The organism is Bremerella sp. TYQ1 (assembly GCF_020150455.1).
GTDB classification, from domain to species: Bacteria; Planctomycetota; Planctomycetia; order Pirellulales; family Pirellulaceae; genus Bremerella; species Bremerella volcania_A.
The window spans coordinates 6,360,321-6,380,458 of record NZ_CP083740.1 but is presented as its reverse complement, the minus strand read 5'-3'; the positions used below and the strand labels follow the sequence as shown (position 1 = coordinate 6,380,458).

Here is a 20,138-nt window from a genome sequence, read left to right as displayed (position 1 = left end):
TTTGCCGGTGCCGCGGCGAGAGATGACTTGCGGCACGGGAAACGTTTTCGGCTGCTGATTACCGTCCAGCGACCGTCCTTTTAATTCTAACCAGCCCTGCCAGCGTAGCGAAGATGCTTTCACACCCCCTGTGGGTAAGAATTTGCGGCTGAGAGATGGCATTTTTCGCCCTGTTTTTCCCCTGGGAATAGCGGCGATATATTCCGTCTTCTAAACTACAGTAGAGGTTAAACCCCGCGAAAAGTTCACCATTTACCCAATACCTTCCAAGGAAGACACCCATGCAATTGCAACTCGGCCGACGTCAATTCCTTCAATCGATGGCAGCCACCGGTGCCGCATTGACCCTCGGTTCGCCACTTTTGGCTGCCGATGCCGACAAGACAGCCCCTTTCAAGATCTCGCTGGCCCAGTGGTCCCTGCACCGCACCATTCGCAGCGGCAAGCTCGATAACCTCGATTTCGCCAAAACCGCCAAGGAAGAATGCGGCATTGAAGCGATTGAATACGTCAATCAGTTCTTCAAAGACAAAGCCAAGGACGAAAAGTACCTGGCCGAGATGAACAAGCGAGCCGACGATAACGGCGTGAAGCAACTGCTGATCATGGTCGACGGCGAAGGCGCTTTGGGCGATCCGAACGAGGCGAAACGTAAGAAAGCTGTCGAAAACCACTACAAATGGGCTGAAGCAGCAAAAACCCTCGGCGGCCACTCGATCCGCGTCAACGCCCAGAGCGGTGGTAGCTATGAAGAACAAATCAAGCTGGCAGCCGACGGTTTGGCTCAATTGAGCGAATTCGCCAAGGGCTTGGGCCTGAACGTCATCGTCGAAAACCATGGCGGCCTATCGTCCAACGGCGAATGGCTTGCTTCGGTGATGAAGACGGTCGACATGGACAATTGCGGCACGCTGCCTGACTTCGGCAACTTCCGCGTCAGCAAAGACGAAATGTACGACCGCTATAAAGGGGTCGACGAACTGATGCCATTCGCCAAAGCGGTCAGCGCCAAGTCGCACCACTTCAACGACGAAGGCATGGAAACCAATACCGATTACTTCAAGATGATGGACATCGTCGTCAACAAGCATGGCTATCACGGCTATGTCGGCGTCGAATGGGAAGGGGGCAACCCAGGCGAGATCGAAGGAATCGTCCTGACACGCAAGCTTCTGGAAAAATGCCAAGCGAAGCTAGCAGGCTAGCACGTTAGCTTCGGGTGCCATGCTCACGTCCGCGTGGGCATGTCTCTCCTCTACCTGGCACGCCCACGAAGACGTGAGCGTGGCACCCAACACGACCAGAAGACCAAAAACAAACCCCGGTGCGAAACTGCCCCGGGGTTTTCTTTTGCGCGAATTGCTCGGAAAAACTCGGCTCAGGCAACTATTTGGAACTATTTTGGGAAAAATTACCCGGTCGCAAAGAGACATCTCCTCGAATGCGAAATTGAAGGCTGCCTAATTCTTGTGCACGACCACCCCTGCCCAAAAAAGTCGCGTCACTGCAACCAGATTGTGCATGCAATGCTGGCGGCCGTAAGTGCTTGCACTGCAGTCACTTCTACGCTGGTCTTGACTCGAAACCAATGATTCTGGCATACCGTTACACATCGCATGGCGAACACAGCCATGACGGTGCCAATAGTCCTCAGTCGTTTCCAGGAAGGAGCCTCGCACATGTCCCAATACAACCAAGGCACGAACCCTTACCCGCAGTCGCAGCCAGCACCGCGTCCGGTTTACCCAAATACCACCTTCCCACCTCAGCAGCACAGCCAGCCGCAGTATCACGCGCCCCAGCCGACTGCGACCGAAGGTGCTTACGCCACTTCGCGTCCGACATTCACCGGCACGCCACAAGCTCCCGTTCAACCGGCAGCTCCAGCTGGCCCAGCTCTGAATGTCGCCCCGACGGCCACCTTCGAAGAAAAGAAGGCGGAATGCGTTCGCATCGCTCGCGACTTTTTCCGCGGCGTGCCTGATTGGGTTACGTACTTCCGTGAAATCCTCGGTGTGGAAGGCGTCGTTCATCGCCTCTTCCCTCAACCGGAAGAATTCACCAAGTTCGAGCAGTCGGAAGAGTACAGCGAAATCCAGCTGATGATCGTCAAGCTGCGTGAGCGTACCAACGTCCAGAACGAATCGAAGGAACCAACTCGCGTGATCACCGTGCGCCTGCCAAAGAGCCTGCACGAGTCACTCCGCGTCGAAGCTCACTCGCGACGTACCAGCATGAACAAGCTGTGCATCTCGAAGCTGCTTCAAGTCATCGACGATTCGATGATCCCGAACGACTAAGCATCCAAGCCGCCGAAGGCCGCCACCGACAACGGTAGCGCGGCCTGGCTTGAATCGAGAAAACCTCGCCAGGTGGAAGCACTTTGCGTGCTGGAACCCCACACCGCCCGGCATCACTCGCGCTCAAACGCGCCACTCGTACGTGATGAACCCCATCCGCATGGGTGGCCGCGCACTTGAATTTCATTGCGGCTGAGGACGAAAAGGGTCTGGCATTTTCGCTAAGCGAACCTGCCGGCCCTTTTTTCGTGTCCTTTCGCGGAAATCCGAGTACGATTTCCCTTTGGTTTCAACGAATCTAGTTATTACAACAATGAGTATCGTTGGACATTGTCATCTCCCCAGCAGCAACTGAAATATGATGAGTAGCGAAGATACGGTCGTCGCCACCCCCGAGTCGATCGTCGAAAACAAACCGAGACGCCAGCCACCCTACGGCGTGATCTTGCACAACGATCACATCAATACGTTCGAGTTCGTAATCGAAACGCTGCGCAAAGTCTTCGGCTACGAATTGGAAAAGTGCTTTCATCTGACGATGGAAGCTCACGAGCAAGGACGCAGCCTCCTGTGGTGCGGAACATTGGAAGGGGCTGAACTCAAGCGCGAGCAAGTTCTTTCGCGCGGTCCCGACCCGGTGATGAAAGCCAAAGGGGCCCTTCCCTTGCGTGTCACCCTGGAAGAAATGCCGCAATAGCCGCGAGCCAGGGTGATCCCCCCGTTTGCGAAAATCGGGTAACCAAAGATAATTTGCGGTATGAATACGCCAACCGCCGTGCCCGATGCTGGGCCAGTTCTGAACATTTCTTCCTATTTGTTTGCTTCGCTGACCGATTTGAAGCCGCTGCGCGACTCGCTGCGCCGCGCCTGCAAGAAGCTCGATCTGCGAGGAACGATCCTGCTGAGCACCGAGGGGATCAATCTCTTCGTGGCCGGTCCGGAAGAAAATGTCCATAAACTTCTGGAAATACTTCGCAAAGTTCCTGGGCTAGAAAAGCTGGAAGCGAAAGAGAGCTTTACCAGCTATCAACCGTTTCGCCGGATGTTGGTGAAGATCAAGAAGGAAATCATTGCGTTCGGGATCGATGGCATCGAACCGGCCGAGCGGACTTCCCCTAAGCTTCCGCCGCAACAACTCAAACAGTGGCTCGACGAAGGCAAACCGCTTCTGTTGTACGACGTTCGCAACGATTACGAAGTGAAAGTCGGCACGTTCGAAAAGGCGGTCCCCGCAGGGATCGATACCTTCCGCGATTTTCCCGAAGCAGTGGCCAGCCTTCCAGAAGATGCCAAGTCGACCCCTGTCGTGATGTTCTGCACCGGCGGCATTCGTTGTGAGAAGGCTGGCCCCTTCATGCAGCAAGCCGGCTTCAACGAGGTTTACCAACTGGAAGGTGGCATCCTTAAATATTTTGAACTCGTCGGCGGCGACCACTACCAAGGAGACTGTTTTGTCTTCGATCAACGTGTGGCAGTCGATCCGAAGCTGCAAGAGTCGGCTGTGGCTCAATGCTTTGCCTGCCAAACGCCATTAACCACCGAAGAACAGAACTCGCCGCTGTACGTCCCCGGCACGTCTTGCCCTCACTGCTTCAAATCGGCCCAGGAAACGATGGCCGAAGTAATTGCCAAGCGACAAGAGAAACTCAAACAAGTCACTTCGCCGTTGCCAGGCAGTATCCCTTACACCAATACGCGGCGGATTTTTGTTTCCTCCGAACAAAAAGGGAAAACGCTTTACGAAGTTCTCGCCGAAAAAGTCCCTGCGGCATCGCATGGCTTTTGGGAACGTATGGTCGCTCAGCAATTGCTTGTCGAGATCATCCATCACCAGGACGAGCGGTTGCAGGAATTCCATGCGGCCGATCCTAATGTGCCCCTTAACGCCGGCCAACTCTTCGAGCAGCGTTATCCCGGAACCACCGAACCTGACGTCAGTACCGACATTCAAATTTTGTACGAAGACTCGGGGATGATTGTCGTCAGCAAGCCGGCCCCGCTGCCGATGCATCCTTGCGGGCGGTTCAACAAGAACTCGCTGATCAGCTTCCTCGAACAAGTTTATCATCCTCAAAAGCTGCGGATCGCGCATCGTCTCGATGCGAATACGACCGGGGTGGCCGTACTTTCGCGAACCAGCGCGGTGGCTCGCCAGATTCAGCCGCAGTTCGAGCAAGGCAAAGTCGAAAAGCGATACCTGGCGTTAGTGCATGGGCATCCAGCGGAAGACGAGTTCATCTGCGACGAACCGATCGGCACGTCTCGCGTAACCGGAGGTGGACGTCGCGTCGAAGCTGGCGGACAAGAGTCGCGCACCGACTTCCTTGTGAAGGAACGATTCGACGACGGCACTGCCCTGCTGGAAGTTTCTCCGAAGACCGGACGCACGAATCAGATTCGCTTGCACCTCTGGCATCTCGGCTACCCGATCGTCGGCGATCCGATGTACCAGCAAGGGGGCGTCATGCAGCAGAAGCAAACGCTCGGCGTCGAAGAACCACCAATGTGTTTGCACGCTTGGGAAGTTCGGTTCCGTCATCCGCAAACGGCCGAAATGGTCACCTTCCAAGCCCCTGCGCCCACCTGGGCGACGAGTGAAAAGCCATAGAGCCTCGCGTTCAGCCAGGCTTACGAGGAAGTCCGGTCTTTGCGTTTTCCAATCGCGGTGCGGAAGACGCCTTGATGATTGAGCGCCGCTTGCCGACGTTCCTCCGAGGAAAGCTCGGCCGGCATTCTCGCCAAAATCCCCACGATCACCACCGCACCGATGCCGCACAAGAAGACGAGCACTGGTTGATACCGAGCATCGCCAGGCATGTCGCTCGCCACAGCAACAAGCGTGTTGAGCCATGGGTTGGCCTGGATCGTTTCTGTGGTAATCATCCCCTGAGCGAAGACCAAGCTGTTGTGCGTCGCATGAAATAAAATCGCCGGCAGAATACTACGCGACTGTACCGCAACAAACCCGATCACCAGGCCAAAGATCGTCGCGGGAATCGATTGCTGCAAAATACCATGCAGCAATCCAAAGAAAATGGCCGCAATGCTGATCGCTGCCCACTTATGACCAATGTGCCGCATGCCGGAGAGGATAAACCCACGACAGGCAAACTCTTCGCAAATGGCAGGCAAAATCGCAAACAACAAGAAGATCTCGAAAACCGGCAGTTCGGCCGTACTGCCGAGCATGTTCTGCAATTGGTCCTGCAAGTCTTGTGACATCGGAATTGTGTTCTGGATAATGTCACGAAGATAGATCGCATAGGGATGCAGACAGATCGCGAGAATCGGTGCCATCAGGATGGCGGCGAAAACCCTCGGGTCGAGAATCCGCAGCAGGAATGTCTTTTTTACGCTACGCGTGAATATGAAAGCGGCAATCACCACCGGCAACAGAATCAACACAATCTGGTTGGTCAGCATGTATTGAATCAGAGAACCAGCACCCAACTTACCTTCGGCATCGGTGCCCGGCATGATGTATTTGCCGACCATGTGGGGAAGCGCGAGCAGGACGATCCCCATCACGAATGCTCCCGCGGCCGATGGCGTATCTTGACGGTCTCGCCAAACCTTTCGCAGCCAGGCCTGGAGACTGAATCGTTCACTCTCGCGGAACAAAACCGATTCGTTATTGAACTGATCGATCGCCCAGCGAATCGCCACCCAGATACAAAACGCGGTCACGCCGAGCACAGGCAGGGTGTACGTCGCCGCTTTGGTGTAGTCCCCTTCCATCAGCGACTTCAGCAGGAATGACATCCCGCTAACTGGAATCAAAGACGTGCCGAACGTCAGTTCGGTGTCCGGAAGAACCGGCAACACGACCAGCGGCAAATTCAACATCAGCAGCGGAAGAAGGTAGTATTGCCCTTCCTTGCTACTGCGAGCCATTGTCGCGATTGCCAGCGCCAAAGCACTAAACAGTGCCGCCATCGGAATAAGTGCGAGGAACAACCAGCCAAGTGACCAGATCGGAGGAGGTCCAAAGTTGAGCCGCGAAGCCATTTCGCCGCTGCCAACTTGGCCCATCACGAAGCTCGCGGTGAATCCCATGCTCGCGAGATTCAACACGCTGGTCGCGATACTGAATGTCATGATCGCGAGTAACTTCCCCGCGACAATCTCGGAGCGAAGCGCCGGACTGGAAAGAAGCGTTTCGAGCGTGCCCCGTTCTTTTTCGCCGGCACAAAGATCGATCGCCGGGTAGAACGCACCGGTCAGCGCCCAAATGACCACGATGAAAGGAAAGATCTTCGCCCACAGGAACGACGATTGATCGAGCGGTTTCTCAGAAAGATCGAGCGTGCCGAAACTGAACGGGTCGGTAATCTCTGTCGGAACTTTATTCGCTTCCAAGTTCCGTTGAATCAGTTTCTCTCGCCAGGAATGCAGAATCTGCCGTAGGCGATTGTCGGCCAGCTTGGAGCGTTCGTCGGATGAGTTGGTGATCAACTGAGGTGAAGGAATCTCTTCGCCATCGGAAGGCCCTGATTGGGCATCCTGAAAACTCTCCATCCGCTCTTTAAAGCCTGGCGGGAAGTAGATAATCGCGTCAAGTTTTTCAGCTTCGAGCGTCTCCTTAGCCGTCTTTTCGACCACCGCAGCATCGACCGAAGCTTCGGATGCTTCGATCTCGAATCGACTGGAAACGCCTGCGTCTTTCAACAGTGCGGCGGGGAATTCGTATCGGTTATCGCCGCTTTCTTCTTCGCTTGGCTTGGTGGCCGCGACGAAAAGCTCGGGGTTGCCAGGCAACTCGCTCAGCCCGATCACGCGCAGTTTCGTCGGGTGCGTTTGACGAAACTGCATGACCTGCAGAACCATCAAGCCCATCAAGGGATACAACAGAACCGGCAAACCGATCACCGAAAACAACGTACGACGATCGCGTGCTTGATCACGCAATTCTCGCTTGAGAATCAGCTTGATGTTGTCCCAGTTCATTCCTTGCTCTCGCTGCCGTTAGTTGGCGATTCCTTCCGGCTCCCCGATCAGATGGAAGAAAAGCTCCTCCAGATCAGGCTGGTTGTATTGTGTCCGCAGTTCGTCGATGGTGCCTTCGGCGAGAATCTTACCGCGATTCATAATCGCCACTTTATCGCACAGCTTCTCGACTTCCCGCATGATATGGGACGAAAAGATGATGCACTTCCCTTGCTCTCGCAGCTCGGAAATCAACTGCACCAGTGCCCGCGCGACGAACACGTCGAGCCCGAGTGTCGGTTCGTCAAAAATCAAAACCGGCGGATCATGCACCAGCGCGCGTGCGATCGAAACTTTTTGCTTCATCCCTGTCGACATCTTCGCTCCCAGGACGTCGCGAATTTCTCGCATGCCGAGACGATGGAACAGTTCTTCCATCCGTTCGTGCAGTTCATGGTCAGGCATGCCGTACAGCTTGCCGAAGTATTCGACCATTTCCCAGGCCGTCATCCGGTCGTACACCGCGGTATTCGCCGACATGAAGCCGATCTTATGCCGCACCATGGCAGGCTCGGTAACGACGTCGTACCCGGCAATTTGAACGGTGCCAGCGGTTGGCTCGAGAACAGTGCTTAAGATACGCAACGCGGTTGTCTTCCCGGCCCCGTTCGGACCGAGCAAACCGAAGATCTCGCCAGGCATCGCAAAGAAGCTGATGTGATCTACTGCCGTGAATTTGCCGAGTTGCAGATCGTCGTACGACTTGACGAGATCACGAACGTGAATCATGCGGCTGCCAGTGTCCGATGGCGAGTTTGGGGGTATCGAGTGCTTACACGATTGCGTGCACTGAATTCTATCGGACAACACCCCATCTATGGCACCCTGGCAGCAACATAGCGTCGCAGATCAGAAGTTCCGCGACGAGATAGAGCGATTTTAACGGTTTTTTCGCAACCGAGTCCCTCCGGCAGGACTACTAGTCAAACTTGAGATCGTCCTCGGTGAGGACCTTGAAATTGCGAGACAGCAGCGTGTCCATCGCGATGTCAGCATTGTCGACCATCAACGCGACCGCCGAACGGTTGTTCGGCGTGTAAAGCAGCGGATAGGCCTGAACAATGTTAACTTCCGACTGCAGTAGTGCCGTACAGACACGAAGCAGTGGCTGCTTTTCGGCTGGCAGCTCGACACCAATTAGATCTGATTCGATCAACGCCAAGCCGGCTCGTTCCAGAATCTCGCGGCCCCCTTCGGGATCGCTCAAAAGAAATCGAACAAAGCAACATTCAGTTGCGTCGTTGATCGATAAGGCCACGATCCGAACGTTACTTCCCTCGAAACGTCGAACGATCTCCAGCAGTTGACCGACCCGGTTTTCCAGGAAGACAGTAAATTGACGAAGCGACGGGTAATCGCGGCCTCGCATGGTGCTGAAGTTGGTACCGGAGCCGACTCCCGTACTCATAATGCCCCAATCATGCTAAAACGAAATTGGCAGGTAACAACCGCAACTATAAAAAAGGCTTAGGGTTCGGTCAATCATTGCCCCAACTGGAGGGGAAAGATCAGCCACGGAAATGAGAGAAAGTTCACCAGGGATGCTGACAGAGCACACGATCGAAGTTCGCGTTCGCTATCAGGAAACGGATGCACAGGGGCGCGTTCATCATGCGAATTACATCACTTACTTCGAGCTTGCGCGAACCGAAATGCTTCGCGCCAGCGGATTTAATTACAAGCGGATGGAAGAGGAAGGCCTGCTGCTGGTGGTGCGCGATGTCGAGTGCCGCTATCACCTGCCGGCCGAATTCGACGACTTGCTGCATGTTTCGGTGCGAACAATCAAAGCCAAAGGGGCGAGAATCGAATTGGCCTACGAGATTCGCCGCGACGACGATTTAGTCGTCGAAGGAAAAACGCTGCTTGCTTGCATTACCCGAGAAGGGAAGCCGACAAAGATTCCGGAAGTGTTACGCTTGGACTAACCGCTCGGTCACAATCTGCATGATCTGCGTGGCAACGTCGGACTTGTTGCCCTGAATGGTCGCGACGACGCTGCCATCTTTGGCGAGGACTTCGACCTGGTTTTCTTCGCTGTTCATCGCTTCCGGACCGTTGAGAACCATCAAGTCGCAGCTTTTCTTTTCCAGCTTGACGAGGGCCCGGAACCGACGGTCCTCGGTTTCCAAGGCGAACCCCACCACCCAGCGATCTTTCTTTTCCGCACCCAACGTCGCCACAATGTCAGGCGTTTCAATCAGTTGAAGAACAAGTGGTTGGCCCGTTTTGGCAATCTTCTGATCTTGGACGAACTCGGGGCGATAGTCGCACGGGGCGGCAACACCGATCAAGCCGTCACAAGAATCAAACTGCTTGCGAGCTTCTTCCAGCATTTCATCGGTCGTATCGACCCAGTGTACCGTCGCTTCCGCCGGATAAGTCACGCTGACAGGGCCAGAAACGATGACGACGTCGTGCCCGGCAGCGACGGCCGCCTCGGCCAGACTACAGCCCATCCGTCCGCTCGATGCATTGGTGAGGTAGCGAACCGGATCGATGTATTGTCTCGTCGGACCGGAGGTTAGAAGAATGCGTGCCATAAAGCTGGGTCGTACTAAATGAAGCGGAAAACGTCTTTATCGTACTGGGAACTGACAGCGATGCTACCAGGGGGCAGTTGCGATGGCCGCTGGCAAAGTCACCTTGACCTAGGTGGAGCGGCTTCGTAATGTTGCCGCGCTCGGGATCCTGGCCGTTACTGCGACAGGTTTCCGGCAACGGATGCAATCCTGTCTGCCGAGGACTTTTCACATGGCAAGAACGCTGGCAATTTGCCTGATCGTGGCGATCGGCTGTTTGCCCTTTCTTGCTAAACGAGTCGGGGCGGAAGGACTGTTATCGAGTGCCGCCGGCGAGAGCCGGACCGACGATCCTGATCCACCACGCAGCGAAACACCGAAACGCAGAGACCGCCATCACGACCATGATTGTGATGATGATATCGGCTCAGCCGCCGGCGAACTTCTCGGTGTTTTGCTGTTGTATGGAACGATTGCCACCGTCGATGCGATGGTGCCTGACAAACGCACTGTCATTTGCATGACAGAATCAGGCGAAGAGATCACGTACACGATTTATGGCCCGCCCGGGTATTTTTCGGATTACCCGTATCAGCATGAGTTTGGCTATATGCTGATGGGTGACGAGTGGGTCAGCATCGGTAAGACGACGTCGATACGCGGATCGGTGGAGTACGGTACCGACTTCGGTGACCTATCGCGAGTCGGCACCAAGCTGCTCGTCGAAGGGACCAGCCGCTGGGGTATCGACATGCAATGGGATGAGTACTTCGAGAACATCCCATCCGGCGGAACAGATCAACTGACACTCGGCGACTTAAACTTTACGTTTCGAGCGCCGCAAGGATATCACAGCCAGTTTCGTTTCGGCTTGGGAGCCAACTTGCTGGAAGATCGAAATGGTTCCGAGTTCGGAATCAATTTCACGACAGAATACGACGTCTATCTCGGCAAGCCATGGATATGGTCGACCGAAATGGACCTGGGCAAAGTAGGATCGGCTGATCTGTTTCGGATTCGCTCGACCCTAGGCGCACAATGGAAACGGGCCGAACTATTCGCGGGGTACCAATACACCAACTTGGAGGGGATTGAGCTGAATGGCTTTATCTCTGGCATGCGTTTTTGGTTTTAACCGCGATTCCCCTGTGGAAATTGGTCCGATAGCACGGCATGATGGGGCGTGTAAATCTGGACCGAATTTGACGATTACATCGATTGAGTGGACATTCATGCGTCGTTTCGCATTCGCCCTAGCTCTGATTCTTCTCGCCCACCCGGTACGCGGTGCCGAGATCTTCGTCGATAACGTGAGTGGCGACGACCGCAATAACGGCACGACGGCTAACGCATCGGAAGGCAGCAGCGGTCCGATTGAGACGATCACTAAGGCGCTTCGTATTGCACGCAAAGGGGATCGAGTCATCATCGCGAACAAAGGGGTCCCCTATCGCGAATCGATTACCCTGCAAGGTGGTCACAACAGCGGCTGGGAGTTCGCTCCCTTTACCATCGTTGGCAATGGAGCAATCCTCGACGGTCGTGCGCAAGTTCCCGTTGATGGCTGGAAGCATGTCGTCAACGACGTTTACTGCTTCGCTCCCACGTACAAGACATACCATCAGCTTTACCTGGACGATCGACCCGCGAAACGCGTGAAGCTCGAAAGCACCGAGCAGATTGATACGCTTCAACCACTGGAATGGTCCCTGACCGATGGCATGATCTTTTTCTGCACCGAAAAGGATCGTGGACCAGGCAGTTATCGCCTGACCTACACAGCTCGTCGAACCGGCATCACGCTGTATGAAGTGCGAAACGTCAAGATTTTGGATCTGACCGTGCAAGGTTTTCAGCTCGACGGCATCAACGTTCATAGCAACTGCTACGACATTGAGCTTGCCGAGATCACGTCGCGCGGAAACGGCCGCAGTGGTGTCTCGGTCGGCGGAGCGTCCCGGGCCACGCTCAACAAATCGCTGCTAGGCGACAATGGCACGGCACAGTTACGAGGCGAAGGGTTCTCGAAGACAACCGTCGTCGATTCGACTTTGCTCGAAAATACCGCTCCGGCAACGTTCCGCGACGATGCCAAAATCACCATTGATGGTCAGGAAGCTACCGATGCTCCGGTTGCTGAGACGGCGAAAACTCTTCGTCCGATGCCTCAGCAAGATGCTCCAGCGTCTCCTCTTCGGCGCTAACTTCGGCCATCGACTGATCGACCGACGACCGGTTGGTCCAGTAGAAGATCGCCCCGATGAATGCCAGGCCAATCGTCAACGCACGAAAGCCAAGGGCCACCGTAATCGCGCTGGCCTTGCTCATTTCTTCGGATGGAACCGTCACGTAAAGCTCGGTGATTGCAAGCTCCAGCGTGCCCATTCCCCCGGGCGACAGGGGAATCGCTGCGAATACCATAGCCAGCGGAGTGATCACCATCATTTCGAACAAAGAAGGATGCTTCTCGAACAATCCCGAGGCAACAAAGTAAGCTGCCACCGAGAACAACGAGTGGACCCCCAAGCTTAGTAAGCCGATCCAGACGAGATACTTCGGACGGCGACGATACATTGCGGCGGCTTCAAAGATGCGTTTGAACGCGCCGCCGATCTTTGGCAGTTCTTCCAGAAACTCACGTATCGATCCCTTGCTGAACCCTGGCAGAAAGATCAGAGTGAGCCCGACAAGTCCACCGAGTGTCGCTCCATGCACGACGTACGTCACCGTACGAATGGCTGGCTGTGCTCCCTCAAGGTCTAAGCTCAAAGCTGCCAGCGATGTTACGACAAACAACGCGTAGAGCCCGATCAAACGATCCATGAAGATTGTCGAGATCGCCTCTGGCCGCTTATGAGGATTATCCTTCGCCAACATGTAACCTTTGAAAAGATCGCCGCCGACGCCGCCGAGTCCGACAAAGTTCAGCATGTACCCTAGGAAACCGAGACGAAAAGCATCTTTCAAGCGAAATGGAATTCCGACCGAGATGACCAGCAAGTACCAGCGAATGAATGTGCACGAGAGCGCACACAACGCAAAACCAAACGCGACCGCGACGCTCCACCAGCGTGTCTTCGCGCTAAAGATCTGACGGACCGCTTCGACGTTCTCCGGATTACTACCGATCGTCCATAACAGGTAGGCCAAGATGCCAGCAGGTACGAGGATTCTTAAAACGGTAACCAGGTGCTTTTTCACGCGAGTCCATTTCAGCCTTAAAGGCAGGTGAAAGCCCCTTACCAGGGTTGATGAAGATTTGGGATTCGGCGGAAACCTTCTACGTAGTGTAACTTAACGCAGAAGATGCGTGACCGGTTGTTGACACCCTGGGAGCAGATTGGTAATCTTATCTCTTTACTCAGGCGGCCTTGGTGCCGATAAAGTAAATAGTGAATGCCCAAAGCATTCAACCCAAGGTTTTACCTTGAACTTGGGGGATTAGCTCAGCTGGGAGAGCGCTTGCATGGCATGCAAGAGGTCATCGGTTCGATCCCGTTATCCTCCACCTTAAAGGCCCGCGAATCAAAATGGTTTGCGGGCTTTTTTCATGCCCGCACCGTTGAGCCGTACAGCTTCTGCTTCGCCACAACACCTCAGGTAACCGATCCCAGTGCCCACCGAACGCGAAAAAATGCTGGTTGGTCAACTCTACGACGCTACAGATCCTGACCTGATTGCGTCGCGCAGGCGAGCACGAACGATCTGCCACGCGATGTACGATTGCCCCCCGGAAGATGCCGATCAGCTACAAGAACTTATTAAACAGCTGATCGGACGCGGAGGGGAGACAGCATGGATTGAACCGCCGTTTCATTGCGACTACGGCAGCAATATCACCCTGGGCAAGAAGGTTTATTTCAATTTCAACTGCATCGTATTGGATGTTTGCCATGTTGAAATTGGGGATCACACGCTGCTTGGACCTGCGGTGCAAATTTACACCGCATCACATCCGATGGATGCCCAACTTCGCAGATCAGAAGAATTTGGCAAGCCGATCTCGATTGGCTCCGACGTTTGGATTGGAGGCGGAGCCATCATCTGCCCTGGCGTTACGATAGGCGACCAAACGGTCATCGGCGCCGGCAGTGTGGTGACCAAAGATATTCCCAGCGGTGTCTTCGCGGCAGGCAATCCGTGCCGCGTCATCCGGGAAATCGAGTCTACTCCGTCCGAGTAGATTCCTTGAGCGCCGACTTGGAAAGCTTTTTCACTTTCGGGCGGCGCTGTTTGATAATCTTCTCAGGAATCAGTCCGCGCATCGCATCCAGCTTCCCGAAGCAAAGCAATCGATCGCCGGGCTCAAGAGTTCGCTTCAAACGCGGATTCGGAATCACAGATGTGCCGCGATACAACGTCAGCACGTTGATATCGTGATCAGGGAAACCTGACTCGTCGATCGTCTTGCCGCAATACTCCGATCCCTCCGGAATGTGCAGTTCAGTCACGCCATAGCCGCGACTGACAGTCAGGCGTTGACGAATATCGATTTCGGGGAAGTCGACCTGGGCTGCGATGTAATCGACAATCGCCCCGGCAATGTCAAGCTTGGTGCAACGTTCAATCCCTTCCAAGCCAGGCGAAGAGTTCACTTCCATGACCTGAGGACCGGTATCGCTTTCCAGCATGTCGACGCCAGCCACACGAAGCCCCATGATCTGAGAAGCGCGAACGGCCGTCTCGCGATACTTGTCGTCCAACTCAACCGCTTCGGTAAGTCCACCGCGGTGAACGTTGCTGCGGAACTCGGTTCCCTGAGCGATACGCCGCATGGCCGCAACAACTTGATCGCCAACGACGAATGCTCGAACGTCACGTCCTCGGCTTTCTTTGACAAACTTCTGGACGAGCACGTTTTGTCGCGTGCTGTGCAGCGTCTCGATAATTGCCTCAGCAATTTTTACCGAATCGGCCAAGATAACACCGACACCTTGCGTGCCTTCGATCAACTTGATGACGACCGGTGCTCCACCGACACGTTCGATCGCTGGCAAAATGTCGGCTCGATCGCGGACGAATGTCGTCTGAGGAATACCGATGTGATGTCGGCTAAGGATTTGCAGGCTGCGAAGCTTGTCTCGCGAATTCGTGATGCCCCACGAGCTGTTCGCCGGGAAAACGTCCATTTGCTCGAACTGGCGAACCACGGCCGTTCCGAAATAGGTGATCGAAGCACCAATCCGGGGCAGCACGGCGTCGTAAGAGCTAAGCTGTTTCGAGCGGAAGTAAAGATCAGGCTCTCCCTTCTCGAGATCGATGGCGAACTTGAGGGTATTCAATACCTTCACGTCATGACCACGTTCCACCGCGGCGTCACGCAGGCGACGAGTACTGTAGCAAAATCGATTGCAGGAAAGGATTCCTAACTTCATTTCGTCGCGTTTCCATCTCGACAGGTTTGTGCGCCGGCTTCTCGCACGGCAGAGCGATCCGCAGGAAGAAACGTTCTCCCCTATACGTCATCGTAAAGACATTTTGACGTCAGACAACCGAATTACTAGGTGGCATCCGATTGGGTTTTCGCCGAGTCTCGCTTCGCTGGCGTTCCGTTAGTGGGACGCTTCACTTTCAACCGCTTAGGGATGCCGGATAAATAAGATGCGCCGGAATCGACCAGCAAACGGCCTCGGATCGCTTCGCGGCCTAACAACATGCGAAATCCCATGGCGTCGCGGTTGGCCAGCGTGAGTTCGATCTCGCACAGCTCGCCCAGGATATCGACCATTGTCACAATCACAGGGCGTTTGGTGACATGGCCGTTGGAACTGCGAACTTTGCGAAACTCCAGCACTTCGCTTTCTGCTGAGACGGGGCCTGCAGAACTGCGTTGGCGGGGATGCACTTTAAAGCGTACCCACTGCTTGCCGTCACGTTCCTCGTACTTCAAGTCGTAGGCGTGAAGCGAGGAAGATCTCGCACCGGTGTCGATCTTCGCTTTGATTTTGGCAATTCCCAGTTGGGGAAGTTGCACCCATTCGCGCCACCCAATGATCGGCAGCTTGACCGGTTGTGCTTTCGTGGGCATGCCTTACTCGGGAAAGAACTCTTTGACGGCAAAACAACAAAAGGCCACAGGGCGGCCTCGTACTCGTAGGATTGTAGGCAAGTCGAAACGTTAATAGTAGTCGGGCTCGTTCCAAGGCCGGACCGTCCCTACCCCAATCCGATAGCGCATCAAGACAGACTGAGTATCTTGCAACGTCGAACGCTTCACGCTGCGGCGAAGATACTGACAGTAGAGATCCCAAGTAACGTTCTTGGCCATCGTCTCGAAATCTGCGAAGAGATCCTTGGCGTCTCCTTCGAGGGTGAAGATGCCAGGGGCGTTTTCTCGCTGGGCATTTTGAAATCGTGCGGCTTCGCACGGATGCGAATCAAAAAGCCCGCATTTTCCAGACTTCATATCCTTATGAATCTGCTCTTTGATGGCATCCGACATGCTGGAAATGTGGTGACGCACCAGCAACGCAACATCATCAATCAAGATGTCTCGGTCAACCAACTGAGAAATCTGCGACTGAGTGTGCAGCCATGCGTAGCCTGCCAACTGGATTCGCCAGCTGGTCTCGGCAAACTCATTACTCCCAGCAACGCGGGCCTCGTATCGGTCGGCGTCAAACTCCATTTCACGAAGCAAAAAACCGCCGACCAACAAGCCGATGTTCATCAGCAATCGAAGTAGTTGTCGCGACAACCAAACGCACGAACGCGCCGGCCAGGTAATCACTGACAGTGGTAAGAAGTCAGGACCGCACAGCATGTCGAGACATTTGTCCCACTCGTCACGCTCGAACACAACGCGAGCAAACCATTCGCTAATCGCACGAATAATAAACGTCAGCCGCATGCCGGTGCCTTGGCTGAAGTGGCCAAACTCGTGAGCCAACACGCCGGCGAACTGGCGTGTGGTAAGTGCTCCGACCAAGGGCACACCAATGGTGAGCACCAAGTCGTTGCCGCTCAATAGGCTTCGTAGTCCTAAACGAAAACTGGCCGAAGCGTTGACGTCGTAGGTAACATCAATCCGAGATGGGAACGGAGAACCAACAACATCGCAAACACGCGAAACGAACGCGAACAACATCGGGTCGCTTTGCGGGGTAATACTCCGCGTACGTGCCACATTCGCAGGCCGCGCGAAAACAGGTTTCAGCAAAAAGAAAACCACCACCGCGCTGATCGATCCGATGCCAGCCCCAACCAAATACGGCAACGGTCCGATCATGCCGGGAAACAGTAGGTACTGCCCTTGGGCAAAATACCAATACGTGGCGTAGCAAATACTGCCAACGAACGTGAAGTATATGGTGGGCAGGGTCAGCATCACCAACGCGACGACGATTACCCCAATCTTGTACGCGAGCGTCGGTTCGGTTTTCTCCACTGGAGGTCCGAACGCCTTGAGGATCTTCAGCCCCTCGACAGGGAACTCGGGGACTTTCAGGGGCGAGCATTTCTCGAAATGCTCGGCGCGCTGCGTAGGAAGGCGGAGCGACCGCTGAACTGGTGCCTTCCAGTTTTCCTTGGAAGAAGTCTCGCCAAGTGGTTCGCCACGATGCTGCGTGGCTCCTGGTTGCTCGATAGGCACCTGAGTAGGGGGAGAGGGAACGACAATTTCTCCGAGACAGCGCGGACACTTTTGGTGGGTACCCGCAGCCGAAGCTGAGATTGTCAGCTTTAGATGGCAATGTCGACAGCGAAATCCTATTTTCATCGGCACGCGAACTTTCGCTAGTTCCGGTCAGGCGTTGCCTGAGGTCCCCTTAGGAAACGACGCTCATCGCTACGTTAAAATCACTCGAATTCCCCCTCCAAACAGGGGAAACAGATCGAATTACTTCATGGGGGAATAGTCCACCGGCCGCAGGACTTGGCTATCGACTTGGATCACGATTTTGCCGTCCTTGGTCGACTTCTCCCACAATTGTTGCCACTCTTCATCGTTGCGGAAACCGTCCCAGGCCTTTTTCTTGGCGGCGGCGTCTTTATGCGCAACGACGTAAATCAATGTATTCGGCATTTCCAAGGGGGTAAAATAAGCAACATTGGTCATGCCCTGCTTCTCGAACAACTTTAGCTCACCGTCACGAAAACGCTGCAACAATGCCGGCAGGCGACCTTCTGCGGTGGTGTACTTACGCAGCTCGAACAAGCGAGGTTCTTCGGCCGACTCGAAGTTCTGAGGAGAAAAATCCGTTGGCTGCATGTAGACGGAATCTGGCCGTTTCGCGAGTATCTTGCCATCTTTTTCCGATTCAGCGGCAACCGTTTTCCACTCAGCATTGGCCCGGAACTTCTCCCAATTCTTGGCAGCAGCTTCGGGGCTTTCGTGGGAAATGATGTAAACGAGCGTGTTATCGGCTCCTTCGCCATCGCTGGGGACCCAATAAACGTGATTTTCCATGCCAGCTTCTTCGAAGAATCGCATGGTGTGGTCACGGAAGCGAGCATGCAGATTTTCTAGCTTGCCTTCGTTGGTGGTATACGTTCGCAGCTCGTAGACGCGGTTTTGAGCTTCGGCAGCAGAAATAAACGTCATCAATAGCAACAGGCAGGCCAGCCCAAGAGGCAGGTGGATCATGCGCATCATGCAACTTTTCCGAGAAAAGAGAGGATTAGGAGGAGGGTCCAAGGCCTTCATTCTAATGAAGTTGGTGAATCTTTTCGCGGGTATTTTTCGCAGTTGATCGAACTTTTTCCCGCGGATTGCGCTCTTTACGGCATGCCATTGCGAGGGGTACGTGGTCAAATTTGGCCGTCTTACCTATGCTTTACACTGGCCCAAGTGGATCAGATAGCCGCCGGCTGACGACTTTTTTGACGTCGGCGGGAGGAAAGTCCGGGCTCCAAAGGACAGGGTGGTCGATAACGTCGACCGGTCGCAAGATCAGGGAAAGTGCCGCAGAAAACAAACCGCCTACTTCCTCATGGACACTGTCCATTGGGAACGGTAAGGGTGAAAAGGTGCGGTAAGAGCGCACCAGCAGTCGGGGTGACTCGACTGGCTTGGTAAACCCCACCCGGAGCAAGGCAAACAGGCGGAAAACGCGTTGGCAACAACGCCGCACGGGCTCGTCCGGCCCGTCATTTACCGCCGGGTACGCTGCTTGAGATGTGGAGCAATCCACGTCCTAGATGAATGGCTATCGCTGCACAAGTTGCAGAACAGAACCCGGCTTACCGATCCACTTGGGCTTCTTTTAATGCGGCACGATTCGCAGCACTACATGCCAAACCACTGGCATGTCACCGAAGGCAACCATTGGCCACGTTGCTTCTAAGAAGACGTGACGTCACACAGTTTGCCTTGCCAGGTATCTCGACGGACCAGTTCATCATCGATCGCGCGCAGCACGGCCGATTTGTCCAAGCACCAACTTGGGCCGACGAAGTAATCCGGAGGAGCGTCGCCGATAGTACGTTCCACCAAGACATTCTCAGGAATGCGTTCCAGAAAATCGACCAACGTGTTGATATAGTCTTGCCGCTCCATCAGTTTGACTTCGCCGGTCGCAACTTGATCGGCCATCTTGGTATTCTTCACGCAGTACAAGTTATGAATCTTCACTGCGTCGATATTCAGCCGAGCCACTTCGGCAGCGGTGGCCATCATGTCTTCGTGCGACTCGTGCGGAAGTCCTAAAATCACATGCAGACAGACCTCGAAACCGCGGCCTCGGCTTCGCTCGATGGCATCGACGGTTGCGTCGTGATGATGTCCACGATTCATCCAGTCGAGCGAACGATCGTGGATCGTTTGCATCCCATACTCGACCGTCAGATAGGTTCGGCCAGCAAACTCTTCCAGCAGATCCATCACGTCCGGTTCGACGCAATCGGGACGTGTCCCAATACTCAGCCCGACCACTTTTTCATGATCGATGGCTTGTTCGTACAACGGACGTAACCGCTCGACGGCTGCATAGGTGTTCGTCGCTGGCTGAAAGTAAGCGATGAACTTGTCGACTTTGTATCGGCGTTTCAGCCGGACCATGCCGTTGGCAAGTTGGTCGGTGATGTCGCGGATCGGCTCTCGGCGACTCGGGCTGAAGCTGCGATTGTCGCAAAACGTACAGCCCCCCTTGGCGACGGTGCCGTCGACATTCGGACAGGTAAACTTCGCGTCGAGGCTTACCTTCTGGACTCGTTCGCCGAATCGCTGCCGAAGATACCAACTGTACGCATAATAACGGAGGCCTGCCTCCCGCCATCCATTTTTGACCGTTGCGGACAAATCAACCCCTGCTGATGATCGTTGACTCGTGTTAAGGAATTGGTAAAGTGAGTGATGGCCATTCTTACCAATTTAATGCTTATCATCTAGCCA

General features: G+C 54.6%; 18 protein-coding genes, 1 tRNA gene and 1 other RNA gene. 10 read left to right on the top strand and 10 right to left on the bottom strand.

The genetic code is table 11. From position 1 onward, the window contains the following. Nucleotides 1-281: 281 nt before the first annotated feature. The 4 genes from LA756_RS25980 to LA756_RS25965 all read left to right on the top strand — a co-directional run bounded on the left by LA756_RS25980 (nt 282) and on the right by LA756_RS25965 (nt 4,908). Nucleotides 282-1,205, top strand: a complete 924-nt coding sequence (locus tag LA756_RS25980; protein WP_224437630.1) for a TIM barrel protein — start codon at nt 282-284, stop codon at nt 1,203-1,205. A gap of 474 nt (nt 1,206-1,679) precedes the next feature. After that, nucleotides 1,680-2,300 carry a toxin-antitoxin system HicB family antitoxin gene (locus LA756_RS25975; RefSeq protein WP_224437629.1) on the top strand — a complete coding sequence of 207 codons (621 nt, stop codon included), beginning with the start codon at nt 1,680-1,682 and terminating at the stop codon, nt 2,298-2,300. A gap of 358 nt (nt 2,301-2,658) precedes the next feature. After that, nucleotides 2,659-2,997: an ATP-dependent Clp protease adaptor ClpS gene (locus LA756_RS25970; RefSeq protein ID WP_224437628.1), complete on the top strand. Its 339-nt coding sequence runs from the start codon at nt 2,659-2,661 to the stop codon at nt 2,995-2,997. A 60-nt stretch (nt 2,998-3,057) separates the two neighbouring features. Then, nucleotides 3,058-4,908: a sulfurtransferase gene (locus LA756_RS25965; protein WP_224437627.1), complete on the top strand. Its 1,851-nt coding sequence runs from the start codon at nt 3,058-3,060 to the stop codon at nt 4,906-4,908. 20 nt (nt 4,909-4,928) lie between these two features. Here LA756_RS25965 and LA756_RS25960 read toward each other — a convergent pair whose 3' ends face one another. The 3 genes from LA756_RS25960 to LA756_RS25950 all read right to left on the bottom strand — a co-directional run bounded on the left by LA756_RS25960 (nt 4,929) and on the right by LA756_RS25950 (nt 8,694). Next, nucleotides 4,929-7,247 (bottom strand): ABC transporter permease subunit/CPBP intramembrane protease, encoded by a 2,319-nt coding sequence (locus LA756_RS25960; protein WP_224437626.1) that lies wholly within the window; start codon nt 7,245-7,247, stop codon nt 4,929-4,931. An 18-nt stretch (nt 7,248-7,265) separates the two neighbouring features. After that, nucleotides 7,266-8,015 (bottom strand): ABC transporter ATP-binding protein, encoded by a 750-nt coding sequence (locus tag LA756_RS25955; protein ID WP_224437625.1) that lies wholly within the window; start codon nt 8,013-8,015, stop codon nt 7,266-7,268. A 190-nt stretch (nt 8,016-8,205) separates the two neighbouring features. Continuing rightward, the gene (locus LA756_RS25950) at nt 8,206-8,694 is read right to left on the bottom strand and encodes an acetolactate synthase (RefSeq protein ID WP_224437624.1); all 489 of its coding nucleotides are present in this window, start codon (nt 8,692-8,694) and stop codon (nt 8,206-8,208) included. Between the two features lie 112 nt (nt 8,695-8,806). On the opposite strand from LA756_RS25950, the gene LA756_RS25945 reads away from it, so the two are divergent. Then, the gene (locus LA756_RS25945) at nt 8,807-9,214 is read left to right on the top strand and encodes a thioesterase family protein (RefSeq protein ID WP_224437623.1); all 408 of its coding nucleotides are present in this window, start codon (nt 8,807-8,809) and stop codon (nt 9,212-9,214) included. Here LA756_RS25945 and LA756_RS25940 read toward each other — a convergent pair. Beyond that, nucleotides 9,200-9,829, bottom strand: coding sequence for a phosphopantothenoylcysteine decarboxylase (locus LA756_RS25940; RefSeq protein WP_224437622.1), 630 nt, complete (start codon nt 9,827-9,829; stop codon nt 9,200-9,202). The two genes, LA756_RS25945 and LA756_RS25940, sit on opposite strands and share 15 nt — an antisense overlap. 211 nt (nt 9,830-10,040) lie before the next feature. Here LA756_RS25940 and LA756_RS25935 point away from each other — a divergent pair, with 211 nt between their 5' ends. Together LA756_RS25935 and LA756_RS25930 are read left to right on the top strand one after the other, a co-directional pair. Continuing rightward, entirely contained in the window at nt 10,041-10,943 is a 903-nt protein-coding gene (locus LA756_RS25935; RefSeq protein ID WP_224437621.1) for a hypothetical protein, read from the top strand. 97 nt (nt 10,944-11,040) lie between these two features. Then, nucleotides 11,041-12,012, top strand: a complete 972-nt coding sequence (locus LA756_RS25930; RefSeq protein WP_224437620.1) for a right-handed parallel beta-helix repeat-containing protein — start codon at nt 11,041-11,043, stop codon at nt 12,010-12,012. On the opposite strand, the gene LA756_RS25925 is transcribed toward LA756_RS25930, so the two are convergent. Beyond that, a complete protein-coding gene (locus LA756_RS25925) occupies nt 11,927-13,009 on the bottom strand; it encodes a lysylphosphatidylglycerol synthase transmembrane domain-containing protein (protein WP_224437619.1) in 1,083 nt (360 codons plus the stop codon). The two genes, LA756_RS25930 and LA756_RS25925, sit on opposite strands and share 86 nt — an antisense overlap. A 234-nt stretch (nt 13,010-13,243) precedes the next feature. Between LA756_RS25925 and LA756_RS25920 the strand changes: the two genes are divergently transcribed. Together LA756_RS25920 and LA756_RS25915 are read left to right on the top strand one after the other, a co-directional pair. Then, nucleotides 13,244-13,316: transfer RNA gene (locus LA756_RS25920), tRNA-Ala, on the top strand. A gap of 126 nt (nt 13,317-13,442) precedes the next feature. After that, on the top strand, nt 13,443-13,991 hold the full coding sequence (locus LA756_RS25915; RefSeq protein WP_315858333.1) for a sugar O-acetyltransferase: 549 nt from the start codon (nt 13,443-13,445) through the stop codon (nt 13,989-13,991). On the opposite strand, the gene LA756_RS25910 is transcribed toward LA756_RS25915, so the two are convergent. The 4 genes from LA756_RS25910 to LA756_RS25895 all read right to left on the bottom strand — a co-directional run bounded on the left by LA756_RS25910 (nt 13,975) and on the right by LA756_RS25895 (nt 18,401). Next, nucleotides 13,975-15,183, bottom strand: coding sequence for a RimK family alpha-L-glutamate ligase (locus LA756_RS25910; protein ID WP_224437617.1), 1,209 nt, complete (start codon nt 15,181-15,183; stop codon nt 13,975-13,977). The genes LA756_RS25915 and LA756_RS25910 overlap by 17 nt on opposite strands. Before the next feature lie 125 nt (nt 15,184-15,308). Beyond that, on the bottom strand, nt 15,309-15,836 hold the full coding sequence (locus LA756_RS25905) for a RimK/LysX family protein (RefSeq protein WP_224437616.1): 528 nt from the start codon (nt 15,834-15,836) through the stop codon (nt 15,309-15,311). Nucleotides 15,837-15,926: 90 nt separating this feature from the next. Next, nucleotides 15,927-17,525: a M48 family metallopeptidase gene (locus LA756_RS25900; protein ID WP_224437615.1), complete on the bottom strand. Its 1,599-nt coding sequence runs from the start codon at nt 17,523-17,525 to the stop codon at nt 15,927-15,929. A gap of 120 nt (nt 17,526-17,645) precedes the next feature. Next, the gene (locus LA756_RS25895; RefSeq protein WP_224437614.1) at nt 17,646-18,401 is read right to left on the bottom strand and encodes an NIPSNAP family protein; all 756 of its coding nucleotides are present in this window, start codon (nt 18,399-18,401) and stop codon (nt 17,646-17,648) included. 192 nt (nt 18,402-18,593) lie between these two features. Here LA756_RS25895 and rnpB point away from each other — a divergent pair. Then, an RNA gene (gene rnpB / locus LA756_RS25890) (RNase P RNA component class A) lies at nt 18,594-19,007 on the top strand. Between the two features lie 81 nt (nt 19,008-19,088). Here rnpB and LA756_RS25885 read toward each other — a convergent pair. After that, on the bottom strand, nt 19,089-20,045 hold the full coding sequence (locus LA756_RS25885) for a TIGR01212 family radical SAM protein (protein WP_224437613.1): 957 nt from the start codon (nt 20,043-20,045) through the stop codon (nt 19,089-19,091). Nucleotides 20,046-20,138 lie beyond the last annotated feature (93 nt).